The organism is Scatolibacter rhodanostii, assembly GCF_900197595.1.
GTDB lineage: Bacteria > Bacillota > Clostridia > Oscillospirales > Acutalibacteraceae > Scatolibacter > Scatolibacter rhodanostii.
In genome coordinates, this window is sequence record NZ_FZLO01000003.1 from 19,193 (window position 1) to 35,098 (window position 15,906).

At 37.4% G+C, this 15,906-nt stretch carries 18 protein-coding genes; 17 read left to right on the forward strand and 1 reads right to left on the reverse strand.

The window, feature by feature from the left end; all coding sequences use genetic code 11:
* Window positions 1-33 precede the first annotated feature (33 nt).
* The 17 genes from CS931_RS07560 to CS931_RS07635 all read left to right on the forward strand — a co-directional run bounded on the left by CS931_RS07560 (window position 34) and on the right by CS931_RS07635 (window position 15,041).
* Window positions 34-507, forward strand: coding sequence for a pyridoxamine 5'-phosphate oxidase family protein (locus CS931_RS07560; protein WP_099205178.1), 474 nt, complete (start codon window positions 34-36; stop codon window positions 505-507).
* An 8-nt stretch (window positions 508-515) separates the two neighbouring features.
* The gene (locus CS931_RS07565; RefSeq protein WP_099205179.1) at window positions 516-1,472 is read left to right on the forward strand and encodes a phosphotransferase family protein; all 957 of its coding nucleotides are present in this window, start codon (window positions 516-518) and stop codon (window positions 1,470-1,472) included.
* 10 nt (window positions 1,473-1,482) lie between these two features.
* Window positions 1,483-1,863, forward strand: coding sequence for a VOC family protein (locus CS931_RS07570; protein ID WP_099205180.1), 381 nt, complete (start codon window positions 1,483-1,485; stop codon window positions 1,861-1,863).
* A gap of 14 nt (window positions 1,864-1,877) precedes the next feature.
* Entirely contained in the window at window positions 1,878-2,711 is an 834-nt protein-coding gene (locus CS931_RS07575) for a nucleotidyltransferase domain-containing protein (protein ID WP_159459765.1), read from the forward strand.
* On the forward strand, window positions 2,680-2,916 hold the full coding sequence (locus CS931_RS12565) for an N-6 DNA methylase (protein ID WP_143826239.1): 237 nt from the start codon (window positions 2,680-2,682) through the stop codon (window positions 2,914-2,916). Before CS931_RS07575 ends, CS931_RS12565 begins: the two co-directional genes overlap by 32 nt.
* A gap of 110 nt (window positions 2,917-3,026) precedes the next feature.
* The gene (locus CS931_RS07580; protein WP_099205182.1) at window positions 3,027-4,226 is read left to right on the forward strand and encodes a recombinase family protein; all 1,200 of its coding nucleotides are present in this window, start codon (window positions 3,027-3,029) and stop codon (window positions 4,224-4,226) included.
* 19 nt (window positions 4,227-4,245) lie between these two features.
* Window positions 4,246-4,650 (forward strand): hypothetical protein, encoded by a 405-nt coding sequence (locus tag CS931_RS07585; protein WP_099205183.1) that lies wholly within the window; start codon window positions 4,246-4,248, stop codon window positions 4,648-4,650.
* A gap of 187 nt (window positions 4,651-4,837) precedes the next feature.
* Complete coding sequence (locus CS931_RS07590) at window positions 4,838-5,506, forward strand: hypothetical protein (RefSeq protein WP_099205184.1); 669 nt, start codon at window positions 4,838-4,840, stop codon at window positions 5,504-5,506.
* A 323-nt stretch (window positions 5,507-5,829) separates the two neighbouring features.
* Complete coding sequence (locus CS931_RS07595; protein WP_099205185.1) at window positions 5,830-6,684, forward strand: AraC family transcriptional regulator; 855 nt, start codon at window positions 5,830-5,832, stop codon at window positions 6,682-6,684.
* Window positions 6,685-6,877: 193 nt separating this feature from the next.
* Complete coding sequence (locus tag CS931_RS07600; RefSeq protein ID WP_159459766.1) at window positions 6,878-9,535, forward strand: MerR family transcriptional regulator; 2,658 nt, start codon at window positions 6,878-6,880, stop codon at window positions 9,533-9,535.
* A gap of 11 nt (window positions 9,536-9,546) precedes the next feature.
* Entirely contained in the window at window positions 9,547-10,017 is a 471-nt protein-coding gene (locus CS931_RS07605) for a hypothetical protein (protein WP_099205187.1), read from the forward strand.
* Window positions 10,018-10,032: 15 nt separating this feature from the next.
* Window positions 10,033-10,485 carry a DUF3788 domain-containing protein gene (locus CS931_RS07610; RefSeq protein ID WP_099205188.1) on the forward strand — a complete coding sequence of 151 codons (453 nt, stop codon included), beginning with the start codon at window positions 10,033-10,035 and terminating at the stop codon, window positions 10,483-10,485.
* 202 nt (window positions 10,486-10,687) lie between these two features.
* On the forward strand, window positions 10,688-11,182 hold the full coding sequence (locus tag CS931_RS07615; protein WP_099205189.1) for a GNAT family N-acetyltransferase: 495 nt from the start codon (window positions 10,688-10,690) through the stop codon (window positions 11,180-11,182).
* A gap of 18 nt (window positions 11,183-11,200) precedes the next feature.
* The gene (locus CS931_RS07620) at window positions 11,201-12,529 is read left to right on the forward strand and encodes an effector binding domain-containing protein (RefSeq protein ID WP_099205190.1); all 1,329 of its coding nucleotides are present in this window, start codon (window positions 11,201-11,203) and stop codon (window positions 12,527-12,529) included.
* Between the two features lie 244 nt (window positions 12,530-12,773).
* Window positions 12,774-13,313, forward strand: coding sequence for a GNAT family N-acetyltransferase (locus CS931_RS07625; protein WP_099205191.1), 540 nt, complete (start codon window positions 12,774-12,776; stop codon window positions 13,311-13,313).
* Between the two features lie 314 nt (window positions 13,314-13,627).
* Complete coding sequence (locus CS931_RS07630) at window positions 13,628-14,473, forward strand: dipicolinate synthase subunit DpsA (protein ID WP_159459767.1); 846 nt, start codon at window positions 13,628-13,630, stop codon at window positions 14,471-14,473.
* A gap of 1 nt (window position 14,474) precedes the next feature.
* Window positions 14,475-15,041 (forward strand): dipicolinate synthase subunit B, encoded by a 567-nt coding sequence (locus CS931_RS07635; RefSeq protein WP_099205193.1) that lies wholly within the window; start codon window positions 14,475-14,477, stop codon window positions 15,039-15,041.
* 67 nt (window positions 15,042-15,108) lie between these two features.
* On the opposite strand, the gene CS931_RS07640 is transcribed toward CS931_RS07635, so the two are convergent.
* Window positions 15,109-15,690 (reverse strand): ECF transporter S component, encoded by a 582-nt coding sequence (locus CS931_RS07640; protein ID WP_099205194.1) that lies wholly within the window; start codon window positions 15,688-15,690, stop codon window positions 15,109-15,111.
* Between the last annotated feature and the right edge of the window lie 216 nt (window positions 15,691-15,906).

Sequence of the window (15,906 nt, forward strand, 5' to 3'; positions counted from 1 at the left end):
TTCACAATTATAAAAAATTAGGAGAAATTAAGCATGAGCAAATTTGAAGAAGGATTAAAAGCAATCGACAAACTATGCGGAAATAACAAAGATAATGTGATTTCGTTATCCACTATTTCTACAGATTTAAGTGCGAACGGACTGCCACAGCCTTGTACACGGGATGTTGATGCCTATTACGAAGACGGTGTATTTTACGTCGTAACGTGGGGCGAATCAAACAAAATACGGCAGATTGCTATGAACAATGCAGTGGCTTTTTCTGTGAACTTCGGCGGTATTTACGGTGTGGGTGTTGGGGAAAATTTAGGTTGGGTGCTTGACCCTAAAAACGCGGAATTAAGGGAAAAATTACGCACCGTTTTTGCCGCATGGTATGATATCGCCAATAACGAGGATAACGAAAACTGTGTCATTCTGGCTATTCGTATGACAAAAACAACGGTAAATATTGACCACGGTGCCGTTTATTACGCCTTGGATTTTGTGAACAAAAGCGAGGGGTAATTTTATATATGCCATTATTGACAAAAAACGTGCAATCGCAAAACACGCTGGAAAGCATGGTGAAACAAGCATTTCCTAATAAAAAGCTAACGCATATCCAAGAACTAACCGAGGGATTTTTCAACATTGCTTATGCTGTTGTTTTTGATGATGGTACAGAAAGTGTGTTAAAAATTGCTCCGCACCCAGACACAACTGTCATAGCTTATGAAAAAAACATCATGGCGACCGAGGTTGCGTGTATGAAAATTGTCGCTGAAAAGAGTGCTGTGCCTTTACCAAAAGTGCAGTTCAGCGATTTTTCATGCGCACTCTGCAATGCGCCGTACTTTTTCATGGAAAAGATTGAGGGAAAGAGCTTTTCCACGCAAAAAGATAGTTTTAGTGCAGAAGAAATCAGCTATATTTACCATGAAACTGGCAAGTTAAACAAGCAAATCAACGCGATAACAAACAACTTTTTCGGCTATCCAAGTCAAACTGAATTTCAGGGTGAACATTGGTATGATATTTTCGCAAAAATGATAAAAGCGATGGTGCAAAACGCTGAAAAAGCACAAATAAAGTTGCCTATTTCACTTGATGAACTGCTCTGTTTATTAGAAAAACACAAGCTGATTTTTGAGGAAGTGAAAATACCACAGCTTGTGCATTGGGACATTTGGGACGGAAACGTATTCGTGAAAGACGGCAAAATTACTGGTATCATCGACTGGGAACGTTGTTTGTGGGGTGATGTTTTAATGGAAGTCGGTTTTCGGTCGTACGCTCAAACAACCGAATTTCTAAGTGGTTATGGTATTGAAAAGTTTACAGTTTCAGAGCAAAAACGCATCCTTTGGTATGATATTTATCTGCTTTTGGTTGCTGTTCAAGAACATGTTTATCGGGGATATGATGCGGATAATGGCTGGGCAATTTCGCTGATGAATGAAAAATTTGATGAAATAAAAAGTTATTATTAAAGGAAATGATATGTTAATAATTACACCTAATCTTCATTTTAATGGACAGTGTAAAAAAGCCATCGAGATTTATAAGCAAGCTTTCGGTGCAAATGTAATGCAATTGATATACGACGATGAGGATTTGGTTTTTCATGCCGAACTCAACATTGATGGATGTCGCATTATACTGAGCGATTCCGAGGGAGAGTCATCATCTTTTGGAAATTCAATGTCACTCATTATTACTTTCGATACGGCTGATGAAGTGAAAAGGACATTTTCGTTATTTGAAGAAAGCTGTAAAATCATCCACCCTATACAAAAAACGGATTACAGCAGTTGCTTTGTGTCGTTCATTGATAAATTCGGAATTCGTTGGGAATTGATGACTGAACAGACTTTAAAATAGAAAGGAGAATGGTTATGCTGAATGAACTTATATATGTAAACGAAAAATTCACAAAAATCATGCAAGAACAGCAAGGCGTGTTTGGTGCATGGTACTTCGGCTCGTTTGCCCGTGGCATGACGGACGAGTTTTCTGATATTGATATTGTGTTTTTGATTAAAGAAAGCGATTTTGATAAGATTGATGAAAATTTGAATGTGTTGCTTTCAGGTGCGTGTGATGAGATTACATTGCGCTGGGCTGAGGGGTTTAACAGCCATGCAATAAAGAATTATGGCTATTTAATTCGCTATGGCGGAAAGCTTTTTCAGTATGATGTTTTCCTTTTAAATCAAGGGCAAATTGATGATTTTATGTGTCAAATCCACTATACAGAATTGAAAAAACCGGACGTCATTTTTGATAAGAATAACAACGTTCAAGCGTTGATTGATAAAGGGATTAAGGGCAGTTCATGGCGAGCAGATATTCGCTATTTAATCACAACATACTGGTTTCATGTGCAGATGTCGGCAAAGTATTTATTACGAAAGGATTACTTCAAATTAGAGGGAGTCTTGCGGATTCTGATGGATACACATATGTCGCTTTTGCTTACCGTCTACGACAAAACGACGTGGGGAGGCAGTGCTAATAAGCTGCATTTTATCCCTGAAGAAAAGCAAGAGCATCTGATGTGCTATGGCTGTAGCAAGGATTTTTCGATTGTCAGAACGAATCTGTTACAGGTGATGAAATGGTTTTGCGATGATGTTAGTTCATCTAAAGATATTGAGATTATTCAGTATAACGAACAGCTTAATACAAAAGTTTTAGATGATTGGGAAGATAAAACAAAGATACTGTAAATACGAGAATGCCCTCTTCCAGATATCTAGGAGAAGGCATTCATTGCTTATGTATTCACGCAAAGTATCGTTATCTGAAATTGAAAAAAACGATTTCAATTTGAATATATCAAGATATGTTAGCACGGCAGAAAAAGATGCTATCTTGGATCTTGCTGATGTTAAGAAAAATTTGCATAGTATCCGAAATGTTGATATAAATTAAGCTAAGACAAAACACAATCAATTTTTAAGTGAATTCGGATTGCCGAAGTTATTGTAAATCTTCGATTTAAATCCAATGAATACTCAGTAGGAGGCTAGGAGGTCTGTATAATGGCAAAAGAATTAGATGCAGACCGAATAGAAAAAGCAAGAAAAAAGGCAGAGACGGTAAATCGCAAAGAGCAAGAACGTCAGATATTACGAAATACAATTGAGCAAAACCGCAAAGGCGAGCGTAAAGTTACCTTAATCATGCCAGTTAAACAAAGCGATTCGGATGTAGACATAAAAAAGCTGCGTGTTGCCGCATATTGCAGAGTCAGCACTTTGGAAGAAGAGCAAATGGGCAGTTTTGAAATGCAGGTACAGCATTTTACTGAGGTGATTGAAAATAATCCAAGATATGATTTTGTGAAAATCTATAAAGATGAGGGTGTTTCCGGCACATCGGTGGCAAAGCGTAAAGAATTCCAAAATATGATTCGAGATGCACAGCATGGTAAAATTGATTTGATTTTAACAAAAAGCATCAGTCGGTTTGGTAGAAATATCGTAGATATATTGACATCTTTGCAATTATTGAGCGATTTAACCCCTCCTGTCGCAGTGAATTTTGAGGTTGAGGGTATTGATACATCTGACGGCAGAAATAAGTTGCTTATTTCTATTCTGTCAGCACTTGCCGAATTGGAATCACAGCAAAAAAGTGAAGCGGTGAAAGCTGGGATTCGTTATCGAATGCATGAAGGCGTATATAAATTTTCCGTTCAGAATACCCTTGGCTATTACCGAGATTATACTGGCACTTTAAAAATCGAGCCTGCTGAAGCTGAAATAGTCCGTTACATTTACGATAGCTTTTTAGAGGGAGCTTCGCCGCAAAACATTGCTGATGCTTTAACCAGACAAGGAATTGCGTCACCCAAAGGTATGATACATTGGAGAGGAGGTACAATTAAAGGTATATTGTCAAACGAAAAATATTGCGGTGATGTATTATATCAAAAAACATATACAAAAGACTTTTTGACACATAAGTCCGTGAAAAATGATAATGTTTTAATTCAATATCATTGGGAAAACTGCCATTCAGCTATCATTTCACGTACAAAATGGGATAAAGCTCAAGAATTTCTTCTGAAAAAGAAATGGGGTTCTCAGAAATCTCAGATTGACAATATACCGAAAAAGTTTGTTGTTGCGCGAGTAAAGTCGGGCAGTTTAAAGGGATTTTACTTGATAAATCCACTGTGGACAAAAGAAGAACGAGAACAATTTAAACGTATTTTAAAATCACTTAACGATTTATAGCTGAAATGAAAGGATTGTAATGATGAAAGACTTTAAAAATATTAGCTTTGATATTATTGACTTAACAGTCAATGCATCACCAGATATCTATATTAACAAGGGTGGTATTAGTTTTACAAAGAAAGTATTAGAAGATTTAGGTTATCCTGCAAATGTTCAATATTGCATTAGTGCCGAGAATAAGGTTTTTGCTATTCGTGTTTGCAGAAGTAACGATGCAAAAAGCACACCATTTTCAAAGCCAAGAGCAGAACAGACTACCACATTAAGTACGAATAATAAAAATTTTGTTGAGTCTGTTAAAGCGTTACTAAAAGATTCACAAGACCCAAATATACGTTATAAGGTTACAGGACATTTTGATTCGGAAAGTAAAACGATGTTTTTTGACATGGAAGAAGCTGTTGAGGAAGCTTTTCGCTAGTCAATGATATATTCACACGATACCTTTTGGGTGCAAAATCCCTTATGCCGAAAAACAAAAAATGTGATTATATGTTAATTGACGTGATTTGCCAATAAAGTTAAGGCGGATTGGATGTAAAAACATCTGTTCGCCTTAACTTTTTGTTTTTACTTTAATAATTTTTTACTATTTAGGAGGGCTATTGATGCAAAATAAAATTTCCAAATACCCTCTTAAACCATTACTGGTTTTTCTTTTGTTGGATATCTTACTTATCGCTTTGAGATGGTTTACATCACTGAATTTTGAAATTACTTCGCCTAATTTAATTATGCGCGTACTCGGCTTGTTAATGACTATCGCTTTACTTCCCATAAATTTTGTCGTGCTTCTAGCAATCGCCGGCATACTAATTGAGTGGTTACCCAAAACAGCATTTGAAAAGCCGATTAGTGATGGAACCCGTATTAAACTTGAAGGAATCGGTAATTTCTTTTATAGTAATTGCTGGATAAGTGGTTATTGCAAAGGCAAAACCTTTTCTCTGCTTGGGGAAAAATATAGGCTATATATCATCATGCTAGCCAGTTCAAAGTCCGCTTTCGTTACACAGGAACAAATACAGGCATACTATGAATTTACTGAAAATTATTCAGAGAATCTAGCTGAGCTTGAAAGTGTTCTTCTTGCAGAGAAATACGACAAAATTTTTGCACCGGCTGAACTTATCATAGACCGCAGTGGCAACTATGAGTTAAAGGCAATTGATACCGCTTCTGGTGTTGACTATCTTGAATTTATAGTAACCTTCAACCCCATAAACGTTGTACACCGACAAATGAGTTATAACGAGCGGCATAGCCGCTATCATTAAAATACCCCCTTCCAAATAGGGGGTATTTATTTTATAGTATGAATTTTTTGAAAATCTATCTTTTAAACTCTGTAGTGCGCTCATTTACGCCAAAACTTGATTTGGCAAAATAGATTACCACTGCTTATCTATTGCAATTGCAGGCTGAATCTTATTATCAATGATAAATTGCTAAATATAACTAAACTCTATTGGTGTTAATTAAAACCAAGTTGCAAGCGCTGTCTTATTTATGATAAAATGAGTACTGATAATTCTGTGCATAGATTGCATGGTAAAAAGCAAAAATCTCCTCTATGATAAAAACAGGAAGGAGAGATGAGATGGATTGGCTTGACAGTATGAATAATGCTCTTAGCTTTATGGAAGAAAATTTAGGCGAGGAAATCAATTTTGATGATGTGGCAAGCAAAGCTTGTTGCTCAACTTATCATTTTCAGCGTATGTTTTCATACATTACTGGGGTGTCGCTTTCAGAGTATATCAGAAGAAGACGGTTAACACTTGCCGCATTTGAGCTGCAAAATACTGATATAAAAATCATAGATATTGCTTTGCAGTATGGCTACGACTCACCAGAAGCCCTTGCCAGAGCCTTTAAAAAACTACATGGCGTAACGCCCACATTGGCGCGCGATAAAGGTATTACGCTAAAAGCATATCCTCAAATCTCTTTTCAAATTTCTATTAAAGGAGATATTGAAATGCAGTATCGTATTGAAACCAAAGAAGCTTTTAACTTATTCGGTGTTATCGGCAACATTCAATCTGATTCTATGGAGGGTGCATTTGTAGAAGTACCAAAATTTTGCGTAAAGTGTGATGAAGATGGCACGGTCACAAAAATGAACGAAATTCTTTTACGCTCACCAAATTCTATGTTGCATGCTGCGCTCTATGACCACACCGATACAGGGTTTAAGTACATGATTTGCTATCCTATACCGTGTGAAGTACCAATACCAAAAGAATTTGATACTCTGTCTGTTCCTGCTCTAACATGGGCAATTTTCCCCGCAGAAGGCTTACAAGTTCCTGATGTTTGGCGCAGAATTTATTCAGAGTGGTTTCCGACTTCAGATTTCGAGCAAGTGTTAGGCCCAAGTTTCGAAATGTACTATGGTGAATCAGATAAAAAGCCATATGGTGAAGTCTGGATTCCCGTGAAAAAGAAATAAGAACATATTCATGACAAAAGAGCTCTGCTGTGTTAGCAGAGCTCTTTTCTTTTATTTTCTTAAAGAATTGAACCTCACCTGTTTCCCTTGTTTGCTATATAATATTAATTTACACAAATCATTAAAGCTTCTTCTCCTTGACATTGACGTAAGGTCACATGATATAATACACAAAAGAGAGACAGGAGGGTTTATGGATTTAATCAAAATCACCCAAGTGACAGATGAATATGAGATTTCTTCACGCACACTGCGTTACTATGAACAAGTGGGCTTGATTGAAAGCACTCGTCCCGCATTTGAAAAATATCGCTATTACGACAGAAAAAATTTGAATCGGCTGCAACAAATTTTAGTTCTTCGTAAAATGCAGATGTCGATTAAAGACATCTTGCGCATTTATGAGAATGAAGATATGCAGACTCTTGTTAGAAGTTTTGTTTGCAAAATAACAGAACTTGATGAGGAAATACATACACTCTCTGAATTAAAAACATATATCAATGACTTTTTAAATGCCATGACAAATCATGGGGTTGTGCATATTTCTGCTTTGCCATTGCTCTATGAAAAGATGGAATTTGAGCTATCAGCGACACAAAATAAAAATCTGTCTTTAACAAAGCTTAACGAACTTTCGGACAAGCTAGCAAAGCCTTTGAACATGGATATCATTACTTTGCCACCGGTAATAATGCTAACTTCTCTCTGCAAAGACAGCCAAATCTCTGATATAGAGGGCTTCTGGAACTATTTATCAGAAAATCAAATTCCTTTTGGTAAGCCAGGCAGTCGAACACTATTTGAATGCCAAAAAGATAGAAACATTCTGCTTTTACAAGTCCTTTCACCAGAGCAAGTTGATGATTTAGCTAACTGCAACTTTGTATGTCAGCCATTTTCAGGTGGTCTTTTTGCAGTAGAATCGGCGTTTGTTGACGAAGACTTAGCAGCTTTACAAGAGCGTATGCTTCTTGGATTTGACGGCAACGCAAAGTATGAGGTAGATTTTTTACACAATGGTAATTTGCGTCACGAGACCTTAATCGAATCTATTTTTTCTCCGGAGAGTGATCGAGAACGCATACAGATTTACATACCCATCAGAAAACGCAAACCAAGTTTTCTTAATTATCCAGATTTTAATATAACTGAAGTCATGAAATTGAAAGAGATTGAACATATGAATCCAATATTGCGTTCATATGTTGTTGATTTCCATAAAATCAGTCCCCTATACAATCCACACTTTGAAATTTTAAAAAATGGCGATGCGGAATTCAATGCCTGGATTAGCCAACGTATGCTAGATACCAATGTCGCTGTAAGACTGCCCTTTCGAATTGATATCGAATTTCTTGCAGAAGAAAAGAGCGAAGAATATTTGTGGGGAACAAATGAAGGAAGCTTGTGGTTTTCCCACGGAAACTGCACCTACACCATAAATAGCGAAAATTATGCGGATACTGGGCAGAAAAAACATGGCATTTCTTTTGATCAGCCAATCTTAGAAAACCATATCAGTTATTCAAACATTGGCTATATTCCACACGACACATGGAACAGATTAACGTGGATTATCGGCACAAAACACTTTGCGGTAATTTTAAACGATAACGTTCGTTTTTGTGCCGAAAATCTCGCTTATATGCAGATGGATTTGCATTTATTAACACCACAGACTGTTCTCATTGGCAGTAACGGTCAAGGGAAAAAAGTATTTCGCTCAATTCGAATTTCACAGCTTAAAACTTATCCAAAAATAACTACTACACAAGGAGCGTTGTCAATGACTATCAAACAGAGCAACAACATGCTGCCAAATGTGAGGCAAATTGTGCACCCCGAATACGGAGAAAATTATTGGTTTAATGGCTGTGCAAGTTATGTGATGGAGTGCTTAGGTGAAAAAGACTATGACTATTGGTTTTTTGCAGGGCTTACAGGCGATAATTTCACACAGATTTATAGCAAAAATTCTTATCACGGAGATAGTTCAGTGGATTATCGCTTAAGTGAAGATGGCAACCATCAAATCATTGAAGATATCTTTGCAAAAATAGGTTATGCCAGCACATTTGTGCCGTTAAAACAAATTACTTCTAACCGTAAACTATATACTGAAATGCTTATTTCTAGTATTAATCTAGGCATACCTGTGATACTGAATGACTATGGCAATAACCCACACAACCGCTTGGGCTGGGGTGTTTTGGTAGGCTATGCTGATTATGGAAAAACTCTGCTCTACATGGGTGGTGACGCTACCCAACCCGACAGCATTTCTATAGATGACCTACTGCCAAAGCCAAGCAATAACGATACCCATACACATTCTATTGGCTGGATTTTTGTAGGTGAAAAGCAAACAGACAAACCTTTAGCCGAAATTTATCGTGAGCGAATTTTATCTTTGCCAGAGCTTTGGAAACAGGAAAATGAAAATTACTGCTTTGGTGCAAAAGCCTTTATAACATGGGCAGAAGATATTGAAAATGGCTATTTCGAAAAAATTCTGCCCGAGGCATTTGAGCATTGGCTAATGCACGGTGTATATGTCTGCTGTCTAGCAACAAATAGCGGAGGTTGTCAATCTTTTTTAGAAAAAACACTGAAGTTAAACCCGGACATGTCTTTTATCAAAAATATAATGGCTCAATATACGCAGACCGGCCAGTACTGGAATAATGACAACGGAAAAGATTTAGAAGCCATTGGCGGTGGATTTAATGCTACCCTAGACGTGTTACAGGACAAAGACAAACGTAACCAAGTGGCGAATAAGCTGAGGGATTTTTCCGCTTGTATGGATACGGTTACCCATTCTATCTTAACAAATAAACAATTATAGGAGGTATTGAGATGGATTTTCGACTTATTTCTATTCCGCCATTCAAAGCGGTATCATCAGGTGCAGACAAGGATTTTGATTTTTCAGAAAACGGAATTCTCGGCAAATTTAACACCTACTTTTCAAAGCTAACACCAGACCCAGCTGACAATTTCACACCGAGAGATTACCTTTACTTTGATGAACAAAAGGGAGGTATGGTGTGGATTTATGCACTGACTGACTATATTGAATCTGAGGATTTCGAAACATTTGACTTTGCAGGGGGATTATACCTCACCTATCATTACAAAGACGGCAATCATGCTACCAATGAGCGCCTATATCAAGAGGCCTTGTCTTGGATTTCAAAATCAGAACTATTTGAACTTGATAAGCGTGAAAACCATTACCCCATGGGGCATATTATTACACCACAAAATGTAATTAAAGTGCTGGGCTGGGCACAGATGGAAGCTTTTGTGCCCATAAAGTTGAAATAGAAAGGAACGGTAAATATGCTGCTCTCTCCACCCACAATAGAAGAGATGTGTGACCTAATAGGACAACATTTGTACGAAACATGGACAAACCTCACTGAACTTATTGAAGCAAACTATGATATGGACCACCTATGGAATAGTGGTGGAAAACGTTGGACATATGAATATAAGTATCGCCGCGGCGGTAAAACTCTTTGCGCTTTATATGCAAAGGAAAACATGTTTGGACTAATGATTATTTTTGGTAAGGCAGAGCGAGAGAAGGTCGAGGCAATTCGCGGCGAATTATTACCCCAAACACAACAAATTTATGATGAAGCCACCACTTTTCACGATGGAAAATGGGTGATGTTTGAGTTGACCGATGCTTCCCTATTTTCTGATCTAAAAAAATTGCTTTCTATAAAAAGAAAGCCTAATCGAAAGTATTTTGGTAATTCAAAAAAAGCCTTTCCCGCTGAAATGTGAATTGACTATCCAGAAAAAAGAGATAAAACCGACAAGTTTTTTAAATCAGAAATCTTGTTGATTTTATCTCTTTCATGCTTCCGTTGAAACCTGTTGCTTTTATAGTCAAAACAATTGATAAAAAAAGTCGGATTTCTTATACCATTTTCTGCTATAATGGTGGCAAAGCTTGGCTTGCCAAAACTACTTAAAGGAGAAATAAATGTTTTTTCATGGATTAGAATTCACAGAAATGCTTGTAGAAGACATCCCTACTTTATCCCCTATTATGAAACGTGCTTTTGATGATGATGCTCAGCTATTTTTCAATCAAGATGCCGGAGGCCCACCCGGATATGATGATGGCAGCTTTTTAAAACAGTGGGGTATCGAATCTGACGCGTTGTCTTACAAAATAAGCTTGAATGAAAAGGTGATTGGTGCCATTATGGTCTTTATTGACGGCGACAATCAACGAGGTTTTCTTGGTAATTTATTTATTGATAGTGACTTAATTGGGCATGGATATGGTTATACGGCCTGGTGCTTTATCGAAAATACATATCCTCAAATAAAAATATGGCAAACGGAAACACCTGCTGTTTCCTATCGCAATCATCGTTTTTATATCAATAAATGTGGTTTTCATGTCTTTGCTGTAGAAGGCGATGATAATCGCTTTGAAGCTATGTTCAAGCTAGAGAAAATAATACACTGAAAGAAAGGCACTCTGAAAATGAATTATTATGAATGTATTCAGACCTCTGTAGATTATATAGAAAATCATATTTATGAGGAAATCGACCTCAATCAAGCTGCGGATTCAGCCTATATGTCATTATCTAACTACTATAGATTGTTTTTTGCAATTGTTGGGTGCAGTGTGAAAGAATACATCCGTCTTAGGCGCATTCATCTGGCCGCACAAGACTTGAACTGCGATAAAGATACGATTCTCACCCTTGCAGTAAAATACGGTTTCAACAGTGCTGATTCTTTTTCTCGTGCCTTTAAAAAAGCAACAGGATTTCTTCCCAGTACCTTTAAAAAACAAAATAGACGTTATCTATTTGAAAAGGTGGAAATTATGGATAAATATTTTGAAACTGATGATTTAGCTTTGTTACAACAATATCCTGACATTAAGGTATTGAGAGAAAACGAGCCATTCTTTGCAGCCGCTTTTCGGGCAGAGAGCAAATCGCCAGAGCATGATGCTTTTATAGGTCTGAAAAAGTGGTTTGATCAAAATCACGTTGCAGAAATCATGCCCAACTATCGTGTGTATGGTTATGACATTCCCACTACAGTTAAAGAGGATGGAACATACGGTTATGAAGTCGTAGTCACAATTCCAGATGATTATGATGTGGTTGGTGAGGGCATCACAAAAAAGCATTTTGAGGGTGGGCTGTATGCCGTAACGCCTACTACAGTAGGAGGCATTGTTGGTGCGTGGAAAAGATTTATGTCTTGGTTGGACTTGAGCCGATATGAAATGGGCTCACACCAATGCCTAGAGGAGCATGATGTTGACAGCGGTTTTATCAATCGTGACATGAATCATCCAGAAAACATCAAGATTAATCTCTATATGCCAGTCACAAAAAGACGTGAAACACAGTACCATGAAAGGCAAGTCACACCAACACGTGTGGCATATTATCGAGCGTCGGGGAAAGATTCTGAGCAAATTGCTCACAAAGTCTGGTCTACTATGCTGTCTTGGGCACAGAAAAATAATCTCGACAGCGATCAGTGCAAAATCTATATGTTTAATCATGGATTTCAGCGTGTGGAAGAGTTTTGGCATGAGATTATGATTACACTTCCTAAAAATTTTGCATTTGAAGATAAGTTGGTTCAGGAGAAAATATTTGACGGCGGAAAGTATCTAACTTATTCTACAAAGCTCAACAGCCTTGTCGCTAACTGGCAAAAAATCAGCCAATATATTTCTGCCAATAAAATTGCTAGCGGAAACCATCATTGGGTTGAGGAATGGATATTAGAAAACTGGCAGTTCCCTGAAAAAGAAATTGTAATTCATTATCCCCTTAAATAATTTTTATAAAATTTGAGTTGTCGTTTGCTTGCACTAAATTTACTTCTAAAAGCGTTATAATTATAAGACCTAGCAGACTGCCTCAAATAGGTTTACGAGTACTATCTTCATTTTCTAATCTGATTTTGACTTTTAAAATAAAATATATTATTATGACTATAAATAATATATAGAGGAGTGATTGTGATGAAAAGCATTCTTTTTACAACTAAATTAACCAAAGACTTTATAAGGAGAAAAATTTATGCACACAATTACTTATTCAAAACTAACAAGAGAAAATTTCAACCTATATTCGTTAGATAATTTTATCCGCTATCAAATCACAAAAGAATCTTGGAGAAAAGTAGATTCTCAACTTGTCTTAGTGCCTAATGACTATATTGAAGATTGGGATTTAAACAAGCGAAGATATGTAGCTAAAAAAATTCTTGATGTCATAGACCAAAACGGCATTGCTTATGGTGCATTTAATCAAGGAGATATCATCGGTGATATTTGTCTCGGCAGCACTCGTTTTGGCAGCCATAACCAATATATTGAGTTGGCTATGTTTCACGTGTCTGAACCTTTTAGGAAACAAGGAGTGGGAAGAACTCTCTTCAAACTTGCTTGTGACGATATCAAAAATCTTGGTGTTGCAAAACTCTACCTATCAGCAAATTCAGCTAAGGAAAGTATCTTAGCTTATCGAAAATTAGGTTGTGTAGAAGCACTTGAAATCAATCATGAAATTGCTCAAAATGAACCTTTTGATATCCAAATGGAATACAAATTGTATTAGTATTTAATACCTTACTTCATATAAGTTGAGAACACCTGCCTGTATATTCGTATCCACGATAATATATAGGCAGGTGCTTTATTTTGTGTTTACTCTCCCTACTCCCACATTCCAATCCTTTTTTAGTCATACAACTTTAAAATTGTTCCTTCATGGTGAAAACAACCGATATACTTTTAAATTTGATTGGCTATAACAAATGTTTGTCTAAATTTTGCAGTGGTAAGCTCTATTTTTCACTCACAAAAAGAAAGGGCAAACCATACTATAAAAGTGACTCTGTATTTTATTTAAGCAATGCTGGAGGGTTGGATATGCCCATTAATTTTGGAATCATTGGCGGCGATGCGAGGCAACTTTATTTAGCAAAGTCGCTTGAAGAAGACGGTCATTCTGTCTATTTGAGTTGTTTGGAAAACGCAAAAGGTGCGGAAGTTTTTCCAAAAGTCCCATTGAAAAAGATTAGTACGCTTTGTGAAACAGTTATTCTGCCGCTTCCCGTTATAAAAGGCGAGGGGCTATTAAATGCTCCTTTTTCTGCCCACGCCATAAAAGCGGATGATGAGTTCGCCAAAATGCTAGAAGGTTGCACAGTCTTGGCTGGAATGACCTCAAAACTACCCCAAACAGAGGTTTGGCAAAAAACATCGCCAATCGACTACTATAGCCGAGAAGAACTCATATCCGGAAACGCAGTGCTAACCGCTGAAGCTGCTATTGCAATGGCTATTCAAGAATATCCCGGCGCTTTAAACGGTGCTTCTTGTCTGGTCACTGGTTTCGGTAGAATCGGCAAATCTCTTTGCGATATGCTGCATTCTCTTTATGCTAAAGTAGATTGCGCTGCACGTAAGAAGCTTGATTTCATGATGATTCAAAACATGGGATGTCAGCCGGTTCAGTATCAAGCTATATCACGGCGATATGACATCATATTTAATACAGTTCCTTCAGAGGTCTTGGGCGAAAAGCAATTGGCATCACAAGATAAAGATACCATTATTATTGAATTGGCATCTTTACCGGGAGGCGTTTGCCTTGAAACTGCCCAAAAAGCTGGAATTCGTGTGATAGATGGTCAATCATTGCCGGGCAGAGTTTCGCCGAAAACATCGGGCGAATATATTAAGCAAACGGTGTATAACATTCTGGAGGAGTAGTATGAAGAAAATTGGATTTGCCATGTGCGGTTCTTTCTGCACACATTCTATAGCTGTTGATATGATGAAAAAGCTGAGCGAAAAATATTCGATTGTGCCGGTCATGTCATCCATGACATACACAACCGACACACGATTCGGTCAGGCAAAAGATCTCATTCAACAGGTAGAAGAAATTAGCGGGAAAGAAATTCTGCATACCATTGTAGATACAGAACCAATTGGCCCAAAACAAATGGTTGATTTAATGGTAGTTTGCCCCTGTACCGGAAATACATTATCAAAACTTGCCAATGGCATCACAGACACCTCGGTTACAATGGCAGTGAAATCAGCCCTAAGAGGAGGAACGCCAGTTGTATTATGCCTTGCAACCAATGATGCTTTAGGTGGTTCAGGGCAAAACTTATTAAGACTAATGAACGCTAAAAATGTATACTTCGTACCATTATCACAAGACGATGCTCAAAAGAAACCTCTTTCGTTAGTGGCCGATTTCTCTTTGTTGCCAGAAACAATAGAAGCTGCTTTTGAACATAAACAGCTTCAGCCCATCTTAAAAGTATAATTATCCTCTTCAACCTCTCAAAATAAAAGACCCGTTTTCAGTCTATTAGCTGAAAACGGGTCTTTTATTAAGAACGCTTCTGAATGCGAGAAAGTACTTTCGTAATTGCCGTGCTAAGAATGGAACAGACAATAATTTCAACAACTGCGTTAATGCCCACAAAAGAGACAAAGAAAGCAAATACATTTTGAGAGGCTCTAAGGTCAACCATGAGAGGAATATTCCAAAAGAAAAGGAATAGCGAACCAACAAAAAGAACGGTATTCGCTATGGGTGCAATCAACGAAGGAAGAATAAAAGAGGACAGTTTGTTTTGATTCAATTTAGACGCTACAAAGCCAGTAATGAGCCCCACTAAAACACGAGGCACAAAGCAAACAATGAAAGTCATTGGCACACTGGCCGCTAACAGCGCTGCTCCTAGTACCCCACTAAATGCTTGGAAAAAGCTTGTCAGTCCAAATACAGCACCTAAAATGCCCCCTCCTAGCGGCCCAAGAGCAATTGCTCCGACGGCAACCGGAATAACCAAAAAAGTGATTTCTAATGCAAATATTCTTAGATACCCCAAAGGCGTAAAGCTCATTAGTAAAAGTATGGCAACAAGAATCGAGAGTTGTGCTAAAAACAGAGTCTTTTTATTTTTCATAATTTTACCTCTTATTATTTTATAGTTTTATTATACTAGACTTTACGAATCAAAATCAACCCCTACTTCAAGAGGTTTGCAGAAGTAAAGGTTATATGTTAAAATAGTTTCAAACAAGTTGAAACATTGCAAAATGAATTGTCGGCTTGAAAAGCCGTCCTATCGTGTACGACGCTATCTATGTTAAACAATATCTGGAACTTTAATATACTACAG